This window comes from Bacillus sp. FSL L8-0152, from assembly GCF_038006365.1.
Lineage (GTDB): Bacteria > Bacillota > Bacilli > Bacillales > Bacillaceae_G > Bacillus_A > Bacillus_A cereus.
Window position 1 is genome coordinate 52,010 of the sequence record NZ_JBBOVB010000001.1, and the last position, 21,991, is coordinate 74,000.

Below are 21,991 nucleotides of genomic sequence, written 5' to 3' on the forward strand. Positions count from 1 at the left end.
GGTTAATCTAGATGTCGACTCAATATCTAAATTCTAATTTGAAAGTATTCTCTTTAAACTCTAATAAGGAACTTGCTGAGCAGATTGCAAAGCATATTGGAGTAGGACTAGGAAAATGTTCTGTTGATCGTTTTAGTGATGGAGAAGTTCAAATTAACATTGAAGAAAGTATCCGTGGTTGCGATGTATTCATTATTCAATCTACAAGCTTCCCAGTAAACGAACATATCATGGAATTACTTATTATGATCGATGCATTAAAACGTGCATCTGCGAAAACAATTAATATTGTTATTCCTTATTATGGTTATGCGCGTCAAGACCGTAAAGCGCGTTCTCGTGAACCAATTACATCGAAACTTGTAGCAAACTTGCTTGAAACAGCAGGTGCAACTCGTGTAATCACTCTAGATTTACATGCTCCACAAATTCAAGGGTTCTTTGATATCCCAATCGACCACTTAATGGGTGTACCGATTCTTTCTGATTACTTTGAAACAAAAGGTCTTAAAGATATCGTAATCGTGTCTCCTGATCATGGTGGTGTAACTCGTGCAAGAAAAATGGCAGATCGTCTAAAAGCGCCAATCGCTATTATTGATAAGCGTCGTCCTCGCCCGAACGTATCAGAGGTAATGAACATTATCGGTAATATTGAAGGAAAAACAGCGATTTTAATTGATGACATCATTGATACAGCTGGTACAATTACATTAGCAGCAAACGCTCTTGTTGAGAACGGTGCTTCTGAAGTATATGCTTGCTGTACACACCCAGTATTATCTGGCCCAGCAATTGAGCGTATTCAAAATTCAAATATTAAAGAGTTAGTTGTAACGAACTCTATCGTATTACCAGAAGAGAAGAAAATCGACAAAGTACATGAACTTTCAGTTGCTCCATTAATTGGAGAAGCAATCATTCGTGTATACGAAGAAGAATCTGTGAGTGTATTATTCAATTAATTGGATAGAATGAGACGTAACCAATTTTGGTTACGTCTTTTCGTATCGAAAAAAGAAAGTAGTGGTACAAGAATGAAATTGATAGTAGGACTTGGGAACCCAGGTAGAGAATATGAATTAACAAGGCATAATATTGGATTTATGGCCATTGATGAACTTGCGAAGCGTTGGAACATTTCTTTGAATGAACAAAAATTTAAAGGTGTATTTGGTGCAGGGTTTGTTAATGGAGAAAAGGTAATCTTATTAAAGCCGCTAACATATATGAATTTATCTGGGGAAAGTATTCGTCCACTCATGGATTATTATAAAATTGATGTTGAGGACTTCGTTGTTATGTACGACGATTTAGACATTCCTGTAGGTAAATTGCGTCTTCGCATGAAAGGTAGTGCTGGTGGACATAATGGTGTAAAGTCAACGATTTCGCACCTAGGAACACAAGAATTTCAACGTATCCGTATGGGAATCGATCGCCCGAAAAATGGAATGAAGGTAGTCGATTATGTATTAGGACGCTTTACATCTGAAGAGATTCCGGATGTTAACCATTCTATTGAAAAAGCAGCGGATGCATGTGAAGAGTGGCTAAATAAGCCTTTTCTCCAAATCATGAATACTTTCAATAGTTAAAAATGAGATTGGGAATATTTCTCTTTTGTTTTACCCATACTAGTAGTAATTGAATTTTTAGGAGGCTAGTATGGAAGGGTATTATTATTGCAGACACTGCGGAGGTAATGTAGGCTCCATTAACGCAGAAAAAGTATATAGCGACGTTTTATTTCAACTAACAGAGCAAGAAGTAGTAGAGATGATTCATTTTCATGAGAATGGAAATATATATATAAAAACAATTTGTGAATCGTGTCAAGAAACGCTCGCATCTTATCCTGAGTATTATGAGTATGAAAAATTTCTGCAATAAAATGTTGTCGCTTTGGCATGTCCAAAGCATTTTTCTGTTTTCCTTTTCCAAAATATTTGCATAAAATAGAATGACTTGCTCTTTATGTTGAGAGGAGTTTTAAAAATGATAGGTTTATTAGAGCAATTTTATAAAAATGAAGAGATACAATCGGTTATTAATGGATTAGAAGATGGGTTAAAAGAACAACTTATATCAGGGATGGCAACGTCTTCTCGTTCATTATTAATGGCGGCTTTATATAAAAAAACAAAAAAATCACAATTAATCGTTACACATAACTTATACCAAGCACAAAAAGTACATGAAGATTTAGTGGCGTTACTTGGTGAAAAAGATGTGTGGCTATATCCAGTGAATGAACTGATAGCATCGGAAATTGGGGTTGCAAGTCCAGAATTGAAGGCGCAACGTATAGAAGTGTTAAATCGCTTGGCTGCGGGAGAGAATGGAATCATTGTAGCGCCAGTGGCAGGATTGCGTAGATTTTTACCAATAAAAGAATTGTGGAAGCAAAAGCAAGTTGAAATCAATCTAGGGCAAGAGATTGATTTAGATGCGCTCTTGCATACTTTACATCATATTGGCTATGAACGTAAGTCGATGGTAGAAGCTCCAGGGGAGTTCAGTTTACGCGGGGGAATATTAGATATTTATCCTTTAACTGAAGAACTACCATTTCGTATTGAATTTTTTGATACAGAAGTCGATTCTATTCGATTATTTGATGTGGATGAACAGCGTTCTCAAGGTAAAAAAGAAAGCGTTAGGTTTGGTCCGGCAACAGAGTTTTTATTTTCACAGGAAGAATTAAAATCAGGAATTCAGCATCTTGAAGAAGGTTTGACTAAGACGATGCAAAAACTTTCTGATGATAAACTAAAGACTACAGTGCTTGAGACGGTAAGTCATGAAATTGAGATGTTGAAAAACGGGCAAAGTATAGAACAGATGTTTAAATACTTATCTATTTTCTATAAAGAACCTGCTAGTCTGATAGATTATTTACCAGAAGATGGTGTTGTAATTTTAGATGAGATTTCCCGTATTCAAGAAACAGCATCACATCTTGAAACAGAAGAGGCGGAATGGTATATATCACTTCTTGGTGAAGGAACAATTATTCAAGATTTATCTTTCTCTCACGCATTTGAGGGGTTTCTTCATCATAAAAAAAGAAGTTTTGTATATTTAACGTTATTCTTGCGTCATATCGCACACACACATCCGCAAAATATTGTAAATGTAACATGTAAAACAATGCAAGATTTCCATGGACAGATGAATTTGTTAAAAACAGAAATTGATAGATGGAATGAAGGGCATTTTACGACTGTTGTACTTGGAACAGATGATGAACGTGTGAAGAAATTACAACATATTTTAAGTGATTATGATATTGAGGCAGATATTGTAGAAGGCACAGATATCTTATTGCCTGGAAGGCTACAAATTGCTGTAGGTGATTTACATGCAGGGTTTGAAATGCCGATGCAAAAGCTTGTTGTCATTACTGAAAAGGAGCTTTTTCATAAGAAAGTTAAAAAATCACAACGTAAACAAAAGTTATCGAATGCTGAACGTATTAAAAGTTATTCGGAATTAAAAGTTGGAGATTATGTAGTTCACGTAAATCATGGTATAGGTAAATTTTTAGGTATTGAGACATTAGAGATTAATGGTGTTCATAAAGATTATTTAAATATTAAATATCAAGGTAATGATAAGTTATACGTTCCAATTGAACAAATTGATCAAGTCCAAAAATATGTAGGGTCTGAAGGTAAGGATCCGAAAGTTTACAAATTAGGCGGAAATGATTGGAAAAAGGTTAAAACGAAAGTTGAAAAATCTGTACAAGACATTGCGGATGACCTAATTAAACTATATGCTGAGCGCGAAGCTTCAAAAGGCTATGCATATACGCCAGATACGGCAGAACAACAAGAGTTCGAATCATCTTTCCCATATCAAGAGACAGAGGATCAGTTACGTTCTATTGACGAGATTAAAAAAGATATGGAACGCGGACGCCCGATGGATAGGCTCCTTTGTGGTGATGTAGGGTATGGAAAGACGGAAGTGGCTATTCGTGCGGCATTTAAAGCAATTATGGATGAAAAACAAGTTGCGATTTTAGTACCGACAACGATTCTTGCGCAGCAACACTATGAAACAATTCGAGAGCGTTTTCAAGATTATCCAATCAATATAGGATTATTAAGTAGATTCCGTACGAGAAAGCAACAAAATGAAACGATTAAGGGCTTAAAGGATGGCACAATAGATATTGTAATCGGAACACATCGTATTTTATCTAAAGATGTCACTTATAAAGATTTAGGGCTTCTTATTATTGATGAAGAACAAAGATTTGGTGTGACGCATAAAGAAAAAATTAAACAATTGAAGGCGAATGTTGACGTATTAACATTAACGGCAACTCCGATTCCGCGGACGCTTCATATGTCTATGCTTGGTGTGCGCGACTTATCTGTTATTGAGACACCGCCAGAAAATCGTTTCCCAGTCCAAACGTATGTAGTAGAGTATAATCCAGCATTAATGCGAGAGGCGATAGAGCGAGAGCTTGCAAGAGGCGGTCAAATTTACTTCCTATATAACCGTGTAGAGGATATTGAAAGAAAAGCAGATGAAATTTCGATGTTAGTTCCAGATGCTCGCGTAACGTACGCACATGGGAAAATGAACGAAAGTGAATTAGAGTCTGTTATGCTATCATTTTTAGAAGGACAGCATGATGTTCTTGTAAGTACAACAATTATTGAGACGGGTGTAGATATTCCGAACGTAAATACGTTAATTGTATTTGATGCAGATCGTATGGGGTTATCACAGTTGTACCAGCTTCGTGGGCGTGTTGGACGTTCTAATCGTGTTGCATATGCATACTTTGCCTATAAACGTGACAAAGTGCTGTCAGAAGTTGCAGAGAAGCGTCTGCAAGCAATTAAAGAGTTCACAGAACTTGGATCTGGTTTCAAAATTGCGATGAGAGATTTATCTATTCGTGGAGCAGGTAATTTGTTAGGAGCAGAACAGCATGGGTTTATTGATTCTGTCGGATTTGATCTGTATTCTCAAATGTTAAAAGATGCAATTGAACAGCGAAGAGGAACAGATGGGGCTGAAAATACAGTTAATGTTGAAATTGACTTAGAGGTAGATGCATACTTACCAGATGCTTATATTTCAGATAGTAAGCAAAAAATTATGATGTATAAACAATTTAGAGGTGTTTCTGCAATTGAGGATATTGAAGAATTGCAGGAAGAAATGATCGATAGATTCGGTGATTACCCACAAGAAGTTGGTTATTTATTACAAATTGCAAATATTAAAGTGTTGGCAATGAAAGAACAAATTGAGTTAATTAAGCAGAATAAATTTGAAGTAACATTCCTGTTTTCTGAACAAGCAAGTCAAAATATTGATGGTGGAAAATTATTCATGCTCGGAAATAGTTTTGGGCGTATGATCGGTCTAGGAATGGAAGGATCACAATTGAAAATTGTTATGAAAACAAATGGCTTAGAGACATCGAAGTGGTTAACAATTGCTGAAAATTTATTAAAAGGCTTACCAGATGTGAAAAAAGAAGTAATAAATGCCTAAAATAAGATAAAAAAATACAATTCGACGTGCATAGAAGAACTAATGTGTAAAATACTATGTCTAACAGTTGGTGATTTTTACATGAACAGGTAAATTCACCACTTTGATCATCAGTAGAAAGTGAGGCAGCATTAGAATGAAAGCAACTGGAATCGTACGTCGAATTGATGATTTAGGCAGGGTAGTAATCCCAAAGGAAATTCGTAGAACTTTACGTATTCGAGAAGGAGACCCACTAGAAATATTTGTTGATCGCGATGGAGAAGTAATTTTAAAGAAGTATTCTCCAATTAGTGAACTAGGTGATTTTGCAAAGGAATATGCTGAGGCTTTATATGACAGCTTAGGACATAATGTGCTTGTCTGTGACCGAGATTCTATCATCGCAGTATCAGGCGTATCGAAAAAAGAATACTTAAATAAAAGTGTTGGCGATCTAATCGAAAAAACGATGGAAGAAAGAAAGTCTGTTATTATGACGGACGAAAGTGATATTTCCATTATCGATGGTGTAACAGAAAAGGTTCATTCTTATACAGTTGGACCGATTGTTGCAAACGGAGACCCAATTGGAGCCGTCATTATTTTTTCAAAAGAAGCTATTATAAGCGAAATCGAGCATAAAGCGGTTAATACTGCTGCCAGTTTCTTAGCGAAACAAATGGAACAGTAAGGGTATATTGATTTTAGAAGTAGCAATCTTTCCTAATTATGATCTTTCTTTTTGAGAAATCAATTATTTGGAGATATATGTATATTGAATGAAGGTAGCGCTTTGCTACCTTTTTTCATTGAATATTTTTAACGTGTAGGGACCTAGTATTACCCGTGGTGGTAAGGGAGTTTGTACTTTTCTTTATGATATAATACGAGAGGTGAGAATAGAAAAAGGAGTTTTCTTGTATGGAAGCGAAGAAGTATCAAGCCTTTTGGCGTGGGGCTATTATATTAACGATTGCAAGTTTTGTTACAAAAGTATTAAGCGCTTTTTACCGTATTCCATATCAAAATATAGCAGGGGATATTGGTTTTTATATTTACCAACAAATTTACCCGTTTTATGGATTTTGTTTAATTTTAGCTACTTATGGATTTCCTGTTATCATTTCAAAAATGGTTGCAGAACGACTAGAGTGGGGAAAACAGAGAGAAGCAGAAGAAATTATTTGTGTATCTTTTTGGTTTTTATTAGGAATTGGTTTTATAGGTTTCTTTACATTGTTTTTTGGGGCCGAAACAATCGCGATAGCTATGGGCGATATGCACTTAGATAAGTTGGTACGTGTTATTTCATTTTCGTTCTTATTGATGCCGTTTTTGTCTGTAGCAAGAGGGTATTTTCAAGGGTTCAATAATATGATGCCAACGGCTGTTTCGCAAGTAATAGAACAAACAATTCGAGTTTCTATTATTGTATTTTTATCGCTATTCCTAATTGCTCACGGATTTGATTTATATACAGTTGGTGCAGGGGCTATGTTAGGCTCAATTGCGGGTGGACTTATTGGGATTATTGTACTTATGTTGTATATGCGTCGAGATTTTCGTTCCATATTTTTTAAACGTGTAGCGAGAATTAAGGGTAAAAGGAAGATAATTAAAATCCTTTTTTGGCAGGGGTTAGCGATTTGTGTTAGTAATTTAGTGCTTATTTTTATACAGATGGCTGATTCAATGTCCTTGTACACTTTACTTATTGGTGCGGGAGAACAGGCTGAAAGTGCAAAAGTATTAAAGGGTGTTTATGATAGAAGTATTCCGCTAATGCAATTAGGTACTGTTGTGACGACTTCTTTCTCGTTATCACTTATTCCAATTATTACAGCGGCGAAGGAAAGAGGAGATCTTTCCTTTATTCAAGAAAAGGTAAAGTTAGCAATGAAAATAACATTTGTTATTGGATTTGCAGCAGCTATTGGACTAACTTGTATTATTCAACCTACGAATATTATGTTGTTTGAAAATAGTGATGGATCAGATGTTTTATCTATTTTATCTTTATCTATTTTATTTAGTTCATTGTCAATTACGACGGCTTCTATTTTACAAGGGTTGGGACAAACATTTAAGCCAGCATTATTTGTTGTATTTGGAGGTTGCTTAAAGTTAGCGTTAAATTATATATTCATGCCTTATTTTGGTGTGAAAGGGGCAGCCTTAGCGACTTTATGTGCGTTAATCATAATTTCTGGACTAAATAGTTTGTTGCTTATGAGAGCTGTATCAGGGTCACTTATCAATAAGCGAAATATGTTAGGTGTAGTAATTAGTGGTATCTGTATGGGATTTGTATTAATGATGTTCACGCGTGTGTTGCAGATGTCTGGATTAGTAATTGATACGGAACATAGAGCGAGCGCGACGCTTGAAGCGTTGTTAGGTGTAGCCATCGGCGGATTGACATATATGTTTTTTATTTTAAAATTACGTGTATTTACAAAAAAAGAATTAGGAACTGTTATGAAACAAGAGAAAAAAGAAGGTTCATTGAAGAAGAGTGGATAGAGGTGACAGGTTGTGAGTGGAATCATTACTGTTTTAGGTTTAGGTGCTGGTGAATTAGATCAGCTAACGATGGGTGTATATCGAAAAATAAAAGAAGCAGACCATCTGTTTGTTAGAACGAAGGAACATCCGGTTATAGAAGAATTGGAGAAAGAAGGTATACAATATACGGCTTTTGATGCTGTATATGAAGCACATGATACGTTTGAAATTGTATATGAAACAATTGCGAATAAATTGCTAGAACAAGCTGAAGGTACAGAAATTATCTATGCGGTTCCGGGGCATCCACTTGTAGCAGAAAGAACAGTTCAGCTATTGTTGGAAAAAGGAGACGTTTCAAATGTTGAAGTGCGAATTGAGGGTGGACAAAGTTTCCTTGATCCTATGTTTGCAAGCCTAAAAATTGATCCGATTGAAGGATTTCAATTACTTGATGCTACATCATTTGAAAGAGGGCAATTAGAATTACGTCAACATTTAATCTTTTGCCAAGTATATGATGCATTCGTTGCATCTGATGTGAAATTAACATTAATGGAGATGTTGCCAGATGATTATGAAGTGTATATCGTAACAGCTGCAGGAACTTCATTTGAACAAGTAAAGAAGGTACCGTTGTACATGTTAGATCATGAAACGGAATTGAATAATTTAACAAGTGTGTACGTGCCACCTGTTCAGGAGCGTGCGTCCTTGTATCAACAGTTTGATGTTCTTAGAGAAATTATTGCAGACCTGCGTGGTCCAAATGGTTGTCCGTGGGATAAAAAGCAAACGCATCAATCATTAAAGAAATATTTAATTGAGGAAGCTTATGAGGTGTTGGAAGCAATTGATGAAGAGGATGATGATCACTTAGTAGAAGAATTAGGTGATATATTATTACAAGTTATGCTTCATGCTCAAATCGGAGAAGATGAAGGTTGGTTCTCTATAGATGATATCATTCGAACTCTATCTGAAAAAATGGTTCGTCGCCATCCACATGTATTTGGAAATACGGATGTAAACAATGCTGATGAAGTGATTGCCAATTGGGAAGAAATTAAAAAACAAGAAAAAGGATTCGTGAAAGAATCTGTTTTAAATGGCGTTCCTAAAAGTTTGCCGCAGTTACTACGCGCCTTTGAAATTCAGAAGAAAGCTGGTAAGGTTGGATTTGATTGGGTTGATGTGCAGCCGATGATAGAGAAAGCTTTGGAAGAATGGCAAGAGTTCCAACAAGAAGTTACAAACATGGATGAGGAAAAGATGCTAGGTGAGTTTGGTGATTTACTATTTGCATTTGTTAATATAGCCCGTCATTACAAAATAGATCCAGAAGAGGCGTTACGTTCAACTAATGAGAAATTTACTGGTCGTTTTTTATACATGGAGGCAAAAGTAGCTGAAATGAATAAAGAGATGGAAGATTTATCATTAGAACAGTTAGATGTTTTATGGGAAGAAGCGAAACAAACAGAGCGTTAATAGGGGGATTTGATATGCGTCTAGATAAGTTTTTAAAAGTGTCACGTTTAATTAAAAGAAGAACATTAGCGAAAGAAGTAGCTGATCAAGGAAGAATATCTATTAATGGTCAAGTGGCAAAAGCGAGTTCTGATGTGAAAGTAGCTGATGAATTAACAATTCGTTTTGGTCAAAAAATAGTGACTGTAAAAATAAATGAATTGAAAGAAACAACTAAAAAAGAAGATGCAGCAAATATGTATAGCTTAGTTCGTGAAGAAAAAGTAAAAGCGGAAGAAGGCTTGTTCTAAAATCATGTATCCCCTCATACATTACTATTAGCTAGTAAAAACCTATGGGGGGATTTACGTGAATAATGGTTACTCACCTACGTCTTCTAATCAACAAAATGTTTCTGTAGAACATGACATTATTATGCGTGGCAGGCGTATAATTGATATTACCGGTGTGAAGCAGGTAGAGAGTTTTGATAGCGAAGAGTTTTTGCTAGAGACCGTAATGGGTTTTTTAACGATTCGTGGTCAAAATTTACAAATGAAAAATTTAGATGTAGAAAAAGGTATTGTGTCGATTAAAGGGAAAGTTAATGAGATGCTGTATATTGATGAAAATCAAGGAGAAAAAACTAAAGGTTTCTTTAGTAAGTTGTTTAAATGAGTCTAACAATTCAGTTGTATACAATGCTTTCAATGATTGGAATGGGTGCTTGGATTGGAGCGTCTTTAGATACATATCAACGTTTTTTAAAGCGCCAAGAACGTAAACGTTGGCTTGTATTTATACAAGATATATTATTTTGGATTGTCCAAGCATTATTCGTCTTTTATGTATTGCTTCTCGTAAATGAAGCTGAACTACGTATATATGTGTTTTTGGCATTGTTATGTGGTTTTGCGGCATATCAAAGCTTACTGAAAGCACTATACATGAAGCTGTTAAATTTTCTCATCTATATTTTTATGCAAACAACATATTTTTTTGTTCGAATTATACAGCTACTCATGATAAAACCTGTTATTATTATAGCGCAGCTATTTATTGCATTTATATTATTCTTATTTCGTATACTGCTTTCAATTGGACATGTGTTATGGAAAATTGTGATTTGGATATTACTTTTCATATGGAAAGTTTTTTTCTGGCCTGTTCGATTTATTGCTTCGCTCATATGGAAACTTCTCCCTAATCGTGTTAAACTTTTTATAGTGAAACATATAGGGTTCCTGCAATATATAGCAAAATTGAAGGGACATATCTTCCAAATATGGGAGCGTATAAAAAAGAAGTTAGGGGGACCTCGGAAATGAGGGAACTGAGACAAAGAACAATCGAAAAACAGAGTCCAAATCCTGTTAAAGAGCATATAATACAAACGGATGAGAACAGGAAGCGACTTTATCGCCGTTTAGCGGTTTTTCTTGTCTTTACTTTTACAATTATTGCGAGTATTAGTGTAACGTTTTATCAACAAAACAGTTCCATTAAAGCAAAAGAAGCAAAAGTTAAGGACATGAAAAAAGAACTGGATTCATTAACGAATAAAGAAAAAAGTCTAAAAGACGAAGTTCAAAAGTTAAATGATGAAGAGTACGTATTAAAGATTGCTAGAAGGGATTATTTCTTCTCTGGTAAAGGGGAGATAATTTTTCCTGTTTCGAAGTAGAGTATGTCTTATTGACACTATATTTTAGGATTATATATAATAAAGTAAAATTTGACTTTTTAACCACTAAGGAGGAGCATTTTTTTTATGTCAATCGAGGTAGGCAGCAAGTTACAGGGTAAAGTAACAGGTATTACAAATTTTGGGGCTTTTGTGGAGCTGCCAGAAGGCTTAACTGGTCTTGTTCATATTAGTGAAGTTGCTGATAACTATGTAAAAGATATTAACGATCACTTAAAAGTGGGCGACCAAGTAGAAGTAAAAGTTATTAATGTTGAAAAAGATGGAAAGATTGGTTTATCTATCAAAAAAGCGAAAGAACGTGAAAAAACAGAAGGAGATCGTCCACGCGGTGAATACCAACGCGGTGGTGATCAACAACGTTCTGGACGTCCACAACGTAATAATCGCTCTTTCAACAGAGATAATCGTGGTGGCGGTAACGACCGAGCTCCAAAAGAAACATTTGAGCAAAAGATGGCACGCTTCTTAAAGGATAGCGAAGATCGTTTAACTTCTTTAAAGCGTAACACAGAGTCTAAACGTGGTGGCCGTGGCGCACGTCGCGGATAATAAGGCCGTTTAGTTTTTAACATATAGAGAGGTACCCAGAGTGATGGCTCAGGGTGCTTTTTTATATGTGAAAATATATTTTAAAAAAGTTTTCAAGATGTGTTGACTTTAAATAATATCTGATGTAAGATACTAATTGTCCGTTAAATAAGACGACATGGCGGTGTAGCTCAGCTGGCTAGAGCGTACGGTTCATACCCGTGAGGTCGGGGGTTCGATCCCCTCCGCCGCTATATTTATTTTAACGGCCCGTTGGTCAAGTGGTTAAGACACCGCCCTTTCACGGCGGTAACACGGGTTCGAATCCCGTACGGGTCATCTAAAAAGATCATGCAAATTTGCATGATCTTTTTTTGTTAAATGGATTAAGACATACAACACTTCTACAAAATCACCCTATATTTTCTGAATATTTAATTAAAAAATCAAGGATAACTTACATACCGTGTATATCTGTAGAGTTATTTCGAATAAAAAGTCGAACGATTATAAAAGTGAAAACTGTTGTTTTGACAAAAATCCCAACAATCATCTTTTATAATGACAGTAATTAAACTATGCAGGTGGTGTTAAAAATATGCCTAAAGCAGGAAGGAATACTATGAATACAAGTGCATTGGCAATGAATGAGAGTCAGCTTGGAGGAATAAAGTGGACGAGTAAGTTGCGAATGAAATTCGAACAAGTTTTCTTTAGATGGGGATTTATTATTGTTGTTATTGGTTTTCTTTTGGGAAGAGCATATATATTAACAAATATTTTACCGTTTGCACTACCGTTTTTTGCTGCTGTTTATGTTATGAAGCGGGATAAGATGCCGCTAGCATTTTTAGCTCTAATGGGAGGAGCTCTTTCAGTCTCGATAGATAATTTGTTTTTTACTTTTGCATCTATCTTTACTTTCTTCATTTATAATATCTTCTTTAGTAGATTTACACGTAAAACCGTTGGACTTGTTCCATTTCAAGTATTTATCTCCGCATTAACCGCACACTTAGTTGTTGTATATTTTGCGCAACAAACTGTCACCATGTACGATTTACTCGTTAGTACCATTGAGGCTGGGCTTAGTTTCGTATTAACTATGATATTTTTACAAAGTGTCCCGCTTTTAGTGGAAAGGAAAGGAAAACAACAGGCTTTAGAGACAGAAGAAATTGTTTGTTTGATTATATTACTAGCATCTGTTTTAACGGGTACAACAGATTGGTTTGTATATGATGCTTCTATTCAACATATTTTTACAAGGTATTTAGTACTAGTATTTGCATTTATTGCGGGTGCTGCTACAGGATCTACAGTGGGGGTCGTAACAGGATTGATATTAAGTTTAGCAAATGTGTCTAGTTTGTCTCAGCTTAGCCTTCTCGCTTTTTCTGGATTACTTGGTGGGTTGTTAAAAGAAGGGAAGCGTTTAGGTGTTAGTTTAGGTTTATTAATAGGGACAAGCTTAATTACATTATATGTAGACAAGCAGACAAATATTGTAACAACTTTAATTGAGTCAGGTGTAGCGATTGCTATCTTCTTATTAACGCCAAAGCTTGTTTTGGATCGTATTGCTAAATTTATGCCAGGTACACAAGAGCATTCGCAAGATCAACAACAATATTTAAGAAGGATGCGTGATGTTACAGCGAACAAAATCAACCAATTCGCAAATGTATTTGCTGCTTTATCTAATAGTTTTTCTGTATATGGGTATGTAGAGGAAGAAGATAAAGAGACAGAAGCAGATTTGTTTTTGAGTACAATTACTGCGAAAACATGTCAAACGTGCTTTAAAAAGGATCAATGCTGGGTAGTGAATTTCGATAAAACGTACGATTATATGAAACAAATAATGAATGAAACGGAAGAAGGAACCCTGCAACATAATCGTAAATTAGTTCGTGAGTGGGACAAGCATTGTGTGAGAGGGAAAAAAGTGACGGATTTAGTAGCGGGTGAATTAGATCACTTCTATGAGGGACAAAAATTGCGAAAACAAATGAAGGAAAATCGTAGAATAGTAGCGGAGCAACTATTAGGTGTATCAAAAGTTATGGAAGATTTTGCTAAGGAGATACAACGAGAGCGTGAAAATCATCAAGTGCAGGAAGAGCAGATTATGCAAGCGTTCCGTGATTTTGGTGTCGAAGTAGAGCATGTTGATATTTATTGTTTAGATAGAGGAAGTATTGATATTGAAATGTTGATTCCAGTTGCATCTAATGAACATGGTGAATGTGAAAAGTTAGTTGCACCGATGCTTTCGGATATCCTTAAAGAAAATATTGTCGTTAAACATGAAGAAAAGTCTTCTTATCCGAATGGTCACAGTTTAATATCATTTGGTTCGGCGAAGACGTATTCTCTTGATACAGGATTGGCTACAGCCGCAAAAGGCGGTGGGTTTGTTTCGGGTGACTCTTATGCGATGATGGATTTAAGTGTTGGTAAATACGCACTTGCGATTAGTGATGGTATGGGTAATGGGCAAAGAGCTCATATGGAAAGTAAGGAAACGGTGAAATTATTACAAAAAATACTCCAATCGGGTATTGATGAAGAAATAGCTATTAAGTCTATCAATTCAATCCTTTCTTTGAGAACGACAGAAGAGATGTTTACAACATTAGATTTAGCTATGGTAGATTTGCGGGATGCGAGTGCTAGGTTTTTAAAGATTGGATCAACGCCGAGTTTTGTTAAACGCGCGAATAATATTTTGAAAATTGAAGCAAGTAATTTACCGATGGGAATCATCGAAGATGTTGAAGTTGATGTGGTGGGTGAACAATTAAAAACGGGCGATATCCTTATTATGATGAGCGATGGGATTTTTGAGGGCGCGCAGCATGTAGAGAATCATGAATTATGGATGAAGCGGAAAATTAAAGAATTGCAAACCGAAGACCCGCAAGAAATTGCTGATATCATTATGGAAGAAGTGATTCGCTCTTGTGATGGTTATATAAATGATGATATGACTATTGTGGTGGCAAAAGTGAAGAAAAATATGCCGAAGTGGGCTACGATTCCGATTGTAGGAATGCAGGCGCAGTAAAATATAAGTGGAATGTTTATCTATAATTTGATTTTAAAAACCTAGGTGAATACCTAGGTTTTTTTGTGGGAAAAGGTAATGTTATTGATTTTATGAATATACACGGAGGATGTAAGATAAAAATGTAATTTTTGTATATCTTTTTTTTGCACAATGTTTGTAAAAGTTGTACCATTATAGACAAGGTAACTAACGTTGCTGTTCTTGTTTAATGAAAGGTGATTGCGAAGTTGAAAGATACATTTGTTGAAAAAGTAGATGACTTTGTAAAGCAGCATGATGTATTAAAGAATGATTCAACAATTGTTGTGGGAGTTTCTGGTGGTCCTGACTCGTTAGCCCTTTTATATTATTTATTAGAAAAAAGAGCGGAAAAACAGTTGGAAATTGTAGTAGCTCATGTGGATCATATGTTTAGAGGTGATGAATCTCATGAGGATTTACAGTTTGTGCAGGACCTTTGTGAAGAACTGGGAATTATTTGTGAAACGATAAGGATTAATGTATCACAATATCAACAGCAATACGGAATGAATGCACAGGTTGCTGCTAGAGAATGCAGATATGCATTTTTGGAAAGAATAATGAAGAAATATGATGCAAGATATGTTGCTCTTGGACATCATGGAGATGATCAAGTCGAGACAATTTTAATGCGTCTTGTAAGAGGGAGTACTCCGAAAGGATATGCAGGAATTGCAGTGAAGCGTCCTTTTCATAATGGATATTTAATTAGGCCGTTACTTGGGGTAACGAAGGAAGAAATTGTTGATTACTGTAATAAGCTAAATTTAATTCCACGTATAGATCCGAGTAATAAAAAGGAAGTATATACAAGGAATCGATTACGTAAATATGTCCTTCCTCACTTAAAAGAAGAAAATCCACAAATGCATGAGAAATTCCAAAAATTTAGCGTGCAGATGCAAGAGGATGAGGCTTATTTGCAGGAATTAGCTTTTGAGAAAATGAATAAAGTAATTACAAAAAAAAGTGATAAACAAATTAGCTTATCAATTCCTGCCTTTGAATCCATGTCTATGCCTTTACAAAGAAGAGGGATTCAACTAATATTAAACTATCTTTATGAATATAAGATTCCATCTTCTCTTTCTTCTATACATATTGACAAGGTGATTGAGTTTTTTAAGCGGACACAACCTTCAGGTTCACTTGATTTTCCAGGTGATTTGAAAATTGTTCGCACATACGAGGAGTGTAGCTTTAGATTTAAACAAGAAATTGTCTCTCCTTTTTTGCAAGATTTATCAGTACCCGGGACCATTACACTATTGAACGGGGATGAATTTGTAACAGAGGTGAGCGAAGATATACCAAGTAACATGAATGAAACAGTATTTGTTGCTAAGTATAATGATATATCATATCCACTTCGTATTCGTTCTAGGGAAAATGGAGATCGCATGTCAATACAAGGTATGGATGGCACGAAAAAGATAAAAGCTATTTTTATCGAAGCGAAAGTACCAAAAGAAAAAAGAGAAGAATGGCCGGTCGTTTGTGATGCAAGTGGGAACATTATTTGGGTACCCTTGTTGAAGCGATCTGCATTTGCAATTTCGAAAGAGATGGCAAAGAAGGGTAAATATATGATTATTCACTACAAAAGCAAGGAGTCTTCCGGGAGGATAATGAAATGATGAATCAAGATATCGAAAAAGTATTAATTTCTGAAGAACAAATACAAGAAAAGGTGCGCGAACTAGGTGCAGTTATTGCAGAGGATTATAAAAACACAGTACCTCTTGCAATTGGTGTATTAAAAGGCGCAATGCCATTTATGGCAGATTTATTAAAGAGAACAGATACATATCTTGAAATGGATTTTATGGCTGTATCTAGTTATGGTCACTCTACAGTTTCAACAGGCGAAGTGAAAATTTTAAAAGATCTTGATACTTCTGTAGAAGGTCGCGATATTTTAATCGTCGAAGATATTATTGATAGTGGTCTTACACTAAGCTACTTAGTAGACTTATTCAAATATCGTAAAGCGAAGTCTGTAAAAATTGTTACATTATTAGATAAGCCAACAGGCCGTAAGGTTGATCTGAAAGCGGATTATGTTGGATTTACTGTTCCACATGAATTTGTAGTAGGATATGGATTAGATTATAAAGAGCAGTACCGTAATCTTCCTTATGTAGGCGTATTAAAACCAAGCGTTTACTCAAATTAATTAAATACAGGCTTTACAATTGTATAGGAAAGTTTTTCTATGTTACGATTTACTATAGTGTTTATGCCGTGAGAGGAGGTTAGGAATGAATCGTATCTTCCGTAATACCATCTTTTATTTACTGATATTCTTAGTAGTAATTGGAATCGTGAGCTATTTTAATGGTTCGACACAAAAAACGACATCAGTTAGCTACGACAAATTCATTACTAAACTAGAAAGCGGTGAAGTGCGTAATGTGCAACTTCAACCGAAAAATGGTGTATTTGAGGTAAAAGGACAATTCAATAACTCTAGCCAAGGAGAACAATTTGTTACTTATGCACCAAATACTGAGGAATTACAAAAGAAAATCAATGATAAAGCGAAAGGTGCCGAAGTTAAGTATCAACCAGCAGAAGAAACAAGTGCTTGGGTAACATTCTTTACTTCAATCATTCCGTTTGTCATCATCTTCATTTTATTCTTCTTCTTATTAAACCAGGCTCAAGGCGGCGGTAGCCGTGTTATGAACTTCGGGAAAAGTAAGGCGAAGTTATATAATGATGAAAAGAAAAAAGTTCGTTTCAGAGATGTTGCTGGGGCGGATGAAGAGAAACAAGAACTTGTCGAGGTAGTTGAATTCTTAAAAGACCCTCGTAAGTTTTCTGAAGTTGGTGCCCGTATTCCAAAGGGTGTCCTATTAGTTGGACCTCCAGGTACAGGTAAAACTTTATTAGCACGTGCTGTTGCAGGTGAGGCTGGCGTTCCATTCTTCTCTATCAGTGGTTCTGACTTTGTAGAGATGTTTGTCGGTGTCGGTGCATCACGTGTACGTGATTTATTTGAAAATGCAAAGAAAAATGCTCCTTGTATCATTTTCATTGATGAAATTGATGCAGTAGGTCGTCAACGTGGCGCAGGTCTTGGTGGTGGTCATGATGAGCGTGAGCAAACATTGAACCAGTTACTTGTTGAAATGGATGGATTCGGTGCAAACGAAGGTATTATTATCATTGCTGCGACAAACCGTCCAGACATTCTTGACCCAGCGTTATTACGTCCAGGTCGTTTTGACCGTCAAATTACAGTAGATCGTCCAGATGTAAATGGCCGTGAAGCTGTACTGAAAGTACATGCGCGTAATAAACCGCTTGATGAGCATATTAATTTAAGAGCAATTGCGACTCGTACACCAGGATTCTCTGGTGCGGATCTTGAAAACTTATTAAACGAAGCTGCTTTAGTAGCTGCACGTCGAGATAAGAAGAAGATTGATATGAGTGATATCGATGAAGCAACGGATCGTGTTATTGCAGGTCCAGCTAAGAAAAGTCGTGTTATCTCTGAAAAAGAACGTAATATCGTTGCTTTCCATGAAGCAGGCCATACTGTAATTGGTGTTGTTCTTGATGAAGCTGATGTCGTTCATAAAGTAACAATTGTCCCTCGTGGTCAGGCTGGTGGATATGCGGTAATGCTTCCGAAGGAAGATCGTTACTTCATGACAAAGCCAGAGTTACTTGATAAAATCACTGGTTTACTTGGTGGTCGAGTAGCTGAGGAGATTGTATTTGGTGAAGCAAGTACAGGTGCTCACAACGATTTCCAACGTGCAACTGGTATTGCAAGACGTATGGTTACGGAATTCGGTATGAGTGATAAGCTTGGACCGATGCAATTTGGTAGCTCACAAGGTGGTCAGGTATTCTTAGGAAGAGACTTCCATTCAGAACAAAACTACAGTGATGCAATCGCACATGAAATTGATGTGGAAATGCAAACAATTATTAAAGAATGTTATGCTCGTGCGAAACATATTCTTACTGAAAAACGAGATAAGCTTGATATTATCGCGAAAACGTTACTTGAAGTAGAAACATTAGACGCAGAGCAAATTAATCATTTATATGATTATGGCAGATTACCTGAGCGTCCAACATCTTCAGATGATGTGAAAGTAAACATCAATATGAAGAAAGACGATGAAGATAAAGAAGATAAGTAAGAAATGAAGGAGTGACTATCGTCACTCCTTTTTTGTTTGTTAAGATTTTTGTTAATTACTATTAAGGGCTTAGTGGATAAAGTAATTTAAGTAAAACTAGTATTAAAAATTGAAATAGAGAGCAATCTTTTTGTAAAATGATGAGGATAGGAAAGCTGATTATATAAGTATGTGTGATATGATGTTTTTATAAGTTTTATACATACTACACAAATATAGATTAAATAAGATAAGTGGTGAGAATATGATTTTTGTATTGGATGTAGGGAACACAAATGCTGTACTAGGCGTGTTTGAAGAGGGGGAACTTCGTCAGCATTGGCGCATGGAAACAGATCGTCATAAGACAGAAGATGAATATGGAATGCTTGTAAAACAGTTACTTGATCATGAGGGTCTTTCGTTTGAAGATGTGAAAGGTATTATTGTGTCTTCAGTCGTACCACCAATTATGTTCGCTTTAGAACGTATGTGTGAAAAATATTTTAAAATTAAACCGCTTGTAGTAGGGCCTGGAATAAAAACGGGGCTAAATATTAAATATGAAAATCCACGTGAAGTAGGCGCAGATCGAATTGTAAATGCAGTAGCGGGAATCCAATTGTATGGAAGTCCACTTATTATTGTTGATTTTGGTACGGCTACTACATATTGTTATATTAATGAAGAAAAGCATTATATGGGTGGAGTTATTACGCCAGGAATTATGATTTCAGCAGAGGCTTTATATAGTAGGGCAGCAAAACTTCCTCGTATTGAAATTACAAAACCGAGCAGTGTTGTTGGGAAGAATACAGTAAGTGCGATGCAATCAGGTATTCTTTATGGTTATGTAGGACAAGTGGAAGGTATTGTTAAGCGTATGAAAGAAGAAGCTAAACAAGAACCGAAAGTTATTGCAACAGGTGGATTGGCGAAATTAATTTCAGAAGAATCGAATGTAATTGATATTGTAGATCCATTTTTAACGTTAAAAGGCTTGTATATGTTATATGAGCGTAATGCAAATTTACAGCATGAGAAAGGTGAATAAATAAGTATGAAAGATTATTTAGTAAAAGCGTTAGCGTTTGATGGAGAAGTACGTGCGTATAGTGTACGTACAACGAATACAGTAAGTGAGGCACAAAGACGTCATGATACATGGAGGACAGCTTCGGCGGCACTTGGTCGTTCTTTAACTGCAGGTACAATGATGGGTGCGATGTTAAAAGGTGATCAAAAGTTAACGATTAAGGTAGAAGGTAATGGTCCGATTGGCCCTATCTTAGTAGATGCTCATGCAAATGGGGATGTACGTGGCTACGTAACGAATCCACATGTTGATTTTGAAGGAACGGAACAAGGGAAATTACGTGTATATCAAGCGGTAGGTACAGAAGGGTTTGTAACAGTAATTAAAGATATTGGTATGCGTGAGCCGTTTATCGGTCAATCTCCAATCGTTTCGGGAGAACTAGGGGAAGATTTCACGTATTATTTCGCAGTTTCTGAGCAGACGCCTTCTTCTGTTGGTGTGGGTGTACTTGTAAATGGAGATGACAGCGTATTAGCGGCGGGTGGATTTATCCTTCAAATTATGCCGGGCGCACAGGAAGAAACAATTTCATTCATTGAAGATCGTTTGCAAAAAATCCCGCCTGTATCAACATTGATCGAACAAGGTCTTTCTCCAGAAGAGCTACTATATGCAGTCCTTGGAGAAGATAAAGTAAAAGTATTAGAAACAATGGATGTTCAATTTAATTGTACGTGCTCACGTGAACGTATTGAGAGTGTGTTAATTAGTTTAGGTAAAACAGAGTTAGAGCAAATTCGTGAAGAAGAAGAAGAAACAGAAGTTCATTGTCATTTCTGTAATGAACGATACAAGTTCTCTAAAGAAGATATTACAAATTTAATTGAGAATTTGTAATAAGGGGATTAACCCTCCGAATAGATTGACAAACAGGGAATTTTCTGACAAAATCTAAATATAGATAAAACCAATAAAAATACTCGGTGTTAGGAGTGACAGGAATGCGAGTGGCACAATCAGTTTCAGAATTAATCGGGAAAACGCCGATCGTTAAGTTGAACCGCATCGTAGAATCAGACAGCGCAGATATATACTTAAAACTAGAATTTATGAATCCAGGGAGTAGCGTTAAAGATCGTATTGCACTAGCTATGATTGAAGATGCTGAAAAAAAGGGATTGTTAAAAGAGGGCGATACAATCATTGAGCCAACAAGTGGTAACACAGGGATTGGTTTAGCGATGGTAGCGGCTGCTAAAGGATATAATGCAATTTTAGTAATGCCAGAAACAATGAGTATTGAGCGTCGTAATTTATTACGTGCTTACGGTGCTGAATTAGTATTGACTCCAGGTCCTGAAGGGATGGGTGGAGCAATTCGTAAAGCGACTGAATTAGCGAAAGAGCATGGCTACTTTATACCACAACAGTTCAAAAACCAATCAAATCCAGAAATTCACCGTTTAACAACAGGTCCAGAAATTATTGAACAAATGGGCGACCAATTAGATGCGTTTATTGCAGGTATTGGTACAGGTGGAACGATTACTGGTGCTGGTGAAGTGCTGAAGGAAGCGTATAAAGATATTAAAATTTATGCAGTAGAACCTGCAGATTCACCAGTATTATCTGGGGGGAAACCAGGTCCACATAAAATCCAAGGAATTGGGGCGGGATTTGTTCCGGAGACGTTGGATGTAGAAGTATATGATGAAATTATTCAAGTGAAAACAGAGCAAGCATTTGAATATGCGAGAAGAGTGGCTAAAGAGGAAGGTATTTTAGTTGGTATCTCTTCAGGCGCAGTTATTTATGCAGCAACAGAAGTTGCGAAAAAGTTAGGTAAAGGGAAAAAGGTACTTGTTATTATCCCGAGTAACGGTGAACGTTATTTAAGTACACCACTTTATCAATTTGAATCATAATTAAATGCGATTGAAAAAGCATCCTTGAAAAAGGATGCTTTTTCTTTTTGGATTGGAAATAGGAAAAGA

19 protein-coding genes and 2 tRNA genes are annotated in these 21,991 nt (G+C 36.1%); all 21 read left to right on the plus strand.

All coding sequences use genetic code 11. From position 1 onward, the window contains the following. Window positions 1-11 precede the first annotated feature (11 nt). The 21 genes from MHH27_RS00285 (at window position 12) to cysK (ending at window position 21,922) form a co-directional block, all read left to right on the plus strand. Window positions 12-965 (plus strand): ribose-phosphate diphosphokinase, encoded by a 954-nt coding sequence (locus MHH27_RS00285; RefSeq protein ID WP_000107420.1) that lies wholly within the window; start codon window positions 12-14, stop codon window positions 963-965. Window positions 966-1,037: 72 nt separating this feature from the next. Then, entirely contained in the window at window positions 1,038-1,598 is a 561-nt protein-coding gene (pth, locus tag MHH27_RS00290) for an aminoacyl-tRNA hydrolase (protein WP_000767702.1), read from the plus strand. A 70-nt stretch (window positions 1,599-1,668) separates the two neighbouring features. Beyond that, the gene (locus MHH27_RS00295; RefSeq protein ID WP_000399438.1) at window positions 1,669-1,893 is read left to right on the plus strand and encodes an anti-sigma-F factor Fin family protein; all 225 of its coding nucleotides are present in this window, start codon (window positions 1,669-1,671) and stop codon (window positions 1,891-1,893) included. A 105-nt stretch (window positions 1,894-1,998) separates the two neighbouring features. Continuing rightward, window positions 1,999-5,529, plus strand: coding sequence for a transcription-repair coupling factor (gene mfd / locus MHH27_RS00300; protein ID WP_000579684.1), 3,531 nt, complete (start codon window positions 1,999-2,001; stop codon window positions 5,527-5,529). 136 nt (window positions 5,530-5,665) lie between these two features. Further along, window positions 5,666-6,202, plus strand: coding sequence for a stage V sporulation protein T (gene spoVT, locus MHH27_RS00305; RefSeq protein WP_000648306.1), 537 nt, complete (start codon window positions 5,666-5,668; stop codon window positions 6,200-6,202). Between the two features lie 230 nt (window positions 6,203-6,432). After that, complete coding sequence (locus MHH27_RS00310; RefSeq protein WP_090978608.1) at window positions 6,433-8,034, plus strand: putative polysaccharide biosynthesis protein; 1,602 nt, start codon at window positions 6,433-6,435, stop codon at window positions 8,032-8,034. A 12-nt stretch (window positions 8,035-8,046) separates the two neighbouring features. Further along, window positions 8,047-9,507: a nucleoside triphosphate pyrophosphohydrolase gene (mazG, locus tag MHH27_RS00315; protein WP_000014278.1), complete on the plus strand. Its 1,461-nt coding sequence runs from the start codon at window positions 8,047-8,049 to the stop codon at window positions 9,505-9,507. Window positions 9,508-9,521: 14 nt separating this feature from the next. Beyond that, window positions 9,522-9,797, plus strand: coding sequence for an RNA-binding S4 domain-containing protein (locus MHH27_RS00320; RefSeq protein WP_001234876.1), 276 nt, complete (start codon window positions 9,522-9,524; stop codon window positions 9,795-9,797). 58 nt (window positions 9,798-9,855) lie between these two features. Then, a complete protein-coding gene (yabP, locus tag MHH27_RS00325; RefSeq protein WP_001059104.1) occupies window positions 9,856-10,164 on the plus strand; it encodes a sporulation protein YabP in 309 nt (102 codons plus the stop codon). Beyond that, window positions 10,161-10,814 carry a spore cortex biosynthesis protein YabQ gene (gene yabQ, locus MHH27_RS00330; protein ID WP_000059781.1) on the plus strand — a complete coding sequence of 218 codons (654 nt, stop codon included), beginning with the start codon at window positions 10,161-10,163 and terminating at the stop codon, window positions 10,812-10,814. The genes yabP and yabQ overlap by 4 nt, the downstream gene beginning before the upstream one ends. Continuing rightward, window positions 10,811-11,170 (plus strand): cell division protein DivIC, encoded by a 360-nt coding sequence (gene divIC / locus MHH27_RS00335; RefSeq protein WP_001208739.1) that lies wholly within the window; start codon window positions 10,811-10,813, stop codon window positions 11,168-11,170. Before yabQ ends, divIC begins: the two co-directional genes overlap by 4 nt. 87 nt (window positions 11,171-11,257) lie before the next feature. Next, complete coding sequence (locus MHH27_RS00340) at window positions 11,258-11,743, plus strand: S1 domain-containing RNA-binding protein (RefSeq protein ID WP_000021451.1); 486 nt, start codon at window positions 11,258-11,260, stop codon at window positions 11,741-11,743. A 159-nt stretch (window positions 11,744-11,902) separates the two neighbouring features. Then, window positions 11,903-11,976, plus strand: a tRNA-Met gene (locus MHH27_RS00345). Window positions 11,977-11,989: 13 nt separating this feature from the next. Then, a tRNA-Glu gene (locus tag MHH27_RS00350) sits at window positions 11,990-12,061 on the plus strand. Window positions 12,062-12,320: 259 nt separating this feature from the next. Then, window positions 12,321-14,792, plus strand: coding sequence for a stage II sporulation protein E (spoIIE, locus tag MHH27_RS00355; RefSeq protein ID WP_001123550.1), 2,472 nt, complete (start codon window positions 12,321-12,323; stop codon window positions 14,790-14,792). A 230-nt stretch (window positions 14,793-15,022) separates the two neighbouring features. Then, window positions 15,023-16,453: a tRNA lysidine(34) synthetase TilS gene (gene tilS, locus MHH27_RS00360; protein WP_000655457.1), complete on the plus strand. Its 1,431-nt coding sequence runs from the start codon at window positions 15,023-15,025 to the stop codon at window positions 16,451-16,453. Continuing rightward, the gene (gene hpt, locus MHH27_RS00365; protein ID WP_000981846.1) at window positions 16,450-16,992 is read left to right on the plus strand and encodes a hypoxanthine phosphoribosyltransferase; all 543 of its coding nucleotides are present in this window, start codon (window positions 16,450-16,452) and stop codon (window positions 16,990-16,992) included. Before tilS ends, hpt begins: the two co-directional genes overlap by 4 nt. Before the next feature lie 85 nt (window positions 16,993-17,077). Then, window positions 17,078-18,979, plus strand: a complete 1,902-nt coding sequence (ftsH, locus tag MHH27_RS00370; protein WP_001079669.1) for an ATP-dependent zinc metalloprotease FtsH — start codon at window positions 17,078-17,080, stop codon at window positions 18,977-18,979. Between the two features lie 244 nt (window positions 18,980-19,223). Further along, the gene (locus MHH27_RS00375; RefSeq protein ID WP_000578365.1) at window positions 19,224-20,012 is read left to right on the plus strand and encodes a type III pantothenate kinase; all 789 of its coding nucleotides are present in this window, start codon (window positions 19,224-19,226) and stop codon (window positions 20,010-20,012) included. A 6-nt stretch (window positions 20,013-20,018) separates the two neighbouring features. Beyond that, window positions 20,019-20,894, plus strand: a complete 876-nt coding sequence (hslO, locus tag MHH27_RS00380; RefSeq protein ID WP_000656367.1) for a redox-regulated molecular chaperone HslO — start codon at window positions 20,019-20,021, stop codon at window positions 20,892-20,894. 104 nt (window positions 20,895-20,998) lie between these two features. Further along, the gene (gene cysK, locus MHH27_RS00385) at window positions 20,999-21,922 is read left to right on the plus strand and encodes a cysteine synthase A (protein WP_001261712.1); all 924 of its coding nucleotides are present in this window, start codon (window positions 20,999-21,001) and stop codon (window positions 21,920-21,922) included. Window positions 21,923-21,991: the final 69 nt, after the last annotated feature.

Bases quoted from the DNA above. Each gene is read 5' to 3' on its own strand.
- MHH27_RS00285 (WP_000107420.1), top strand. From the start codon at position 12: ATGTCGACTCAATATCTAAATTCTAATTTGAAAGTATTCTCTTTAAAC.
- pth (WP_000767702.1), top strand. From the start codon at position 1,038: ATGAAATTGATAGTAGGACTTGGGAACCCAGGTAGAGAATATGAATTA.
- MHH27_RS00295 (WP_000399438.1), top strand. From the start codon at position 1,669: ATGGAAGGGTATTATTATTGCAGACACTGCGGAGGTAATGTAGGCTCC.
- mfd (WP_000579684.1), top strand. From the start codon at position 1,999: ATGATAGGTTTATTAGAGCAATTTTATAAAAATGAAGAGATACAATCG.
- spoVT (WP_000648306.1), top strand. From the start codon at position 5,666: ATGAAAGCAACTGGAATCGTACGTCGAATTGATGATTTAGGCAGGGTA.
- MHH27_RS00310 (WP_090978608.1), top strand. From the start codon at position 6,433: ATGGAAGCGAAGAAGTATCAAGCCTTTTGGCGTGGGGCTATTATATTA.
- MHH27_RS00320 (WP_001234876.1), top strand. From the start codon at position 9,522: ATGCGTCTAGATAAGTTTTTAAAAGTGTCACGTTTAATTAAAAGAAGA.
- yabQ (WP_000059781.1), top strand. From the start codon at position 10,161: ATGAGTCTAACAATTCAGTTGTATACAATGCTTTCAATGATTGGAATG.
- divIC (WP_001208739.1), top strand. From the start codon at position 10,811: ATGAGGGAACTGAGACAAAGAACAATCGAAAAACAGAGTCCAAATCCT.
- MHH27_RS00340 (WP_000021451.1), top strand. From the start codon at position 11,258: ATGTCAATCGAGGTAGGCAGCAAGTTACAGGGTAAAGTAACAGGTATT.
- spoIIE (WP_001123550.1), top strand. From the start codon at position 12,321: ATGCCTAAAGCAGGAAGGAATACTATGAATACAAGTGCATTGGCAATG.
- hpt (WP_000981846.1), top strand. From the start codon at position 16,450: ATGATGAATCAAGATATCGAAAAAGTATTAATTTCTGAAGAACAAATA.
- ftsH (WP_001079669.1), top strand. From the start codon at position 17,078: ATGAATCGTATCTTCCGTAATACCATCTTTTATTTACTGATATTCTTA.
- MHH27_RS00375 (WP_000578365.1), top strand. From the start codon at position 19,224: ATGATTTTTGTATTGGATGTAGGGAACACAAATGCTGTACTAGGCGTG.
- hslO (WP_000656367.1), top strand. From the start codon at position 20,019: ATGAAAGATTATTTAGTAAAAGCGTTAGCGTTTGATGGAGAAGTACGT.
- cysK (WP_001261712.1), top strand. From the start codon at position 20,999: ATGCGAGTGGCACAATCAGTTTCAGAATTAATCGGGAAAACGCCGATC.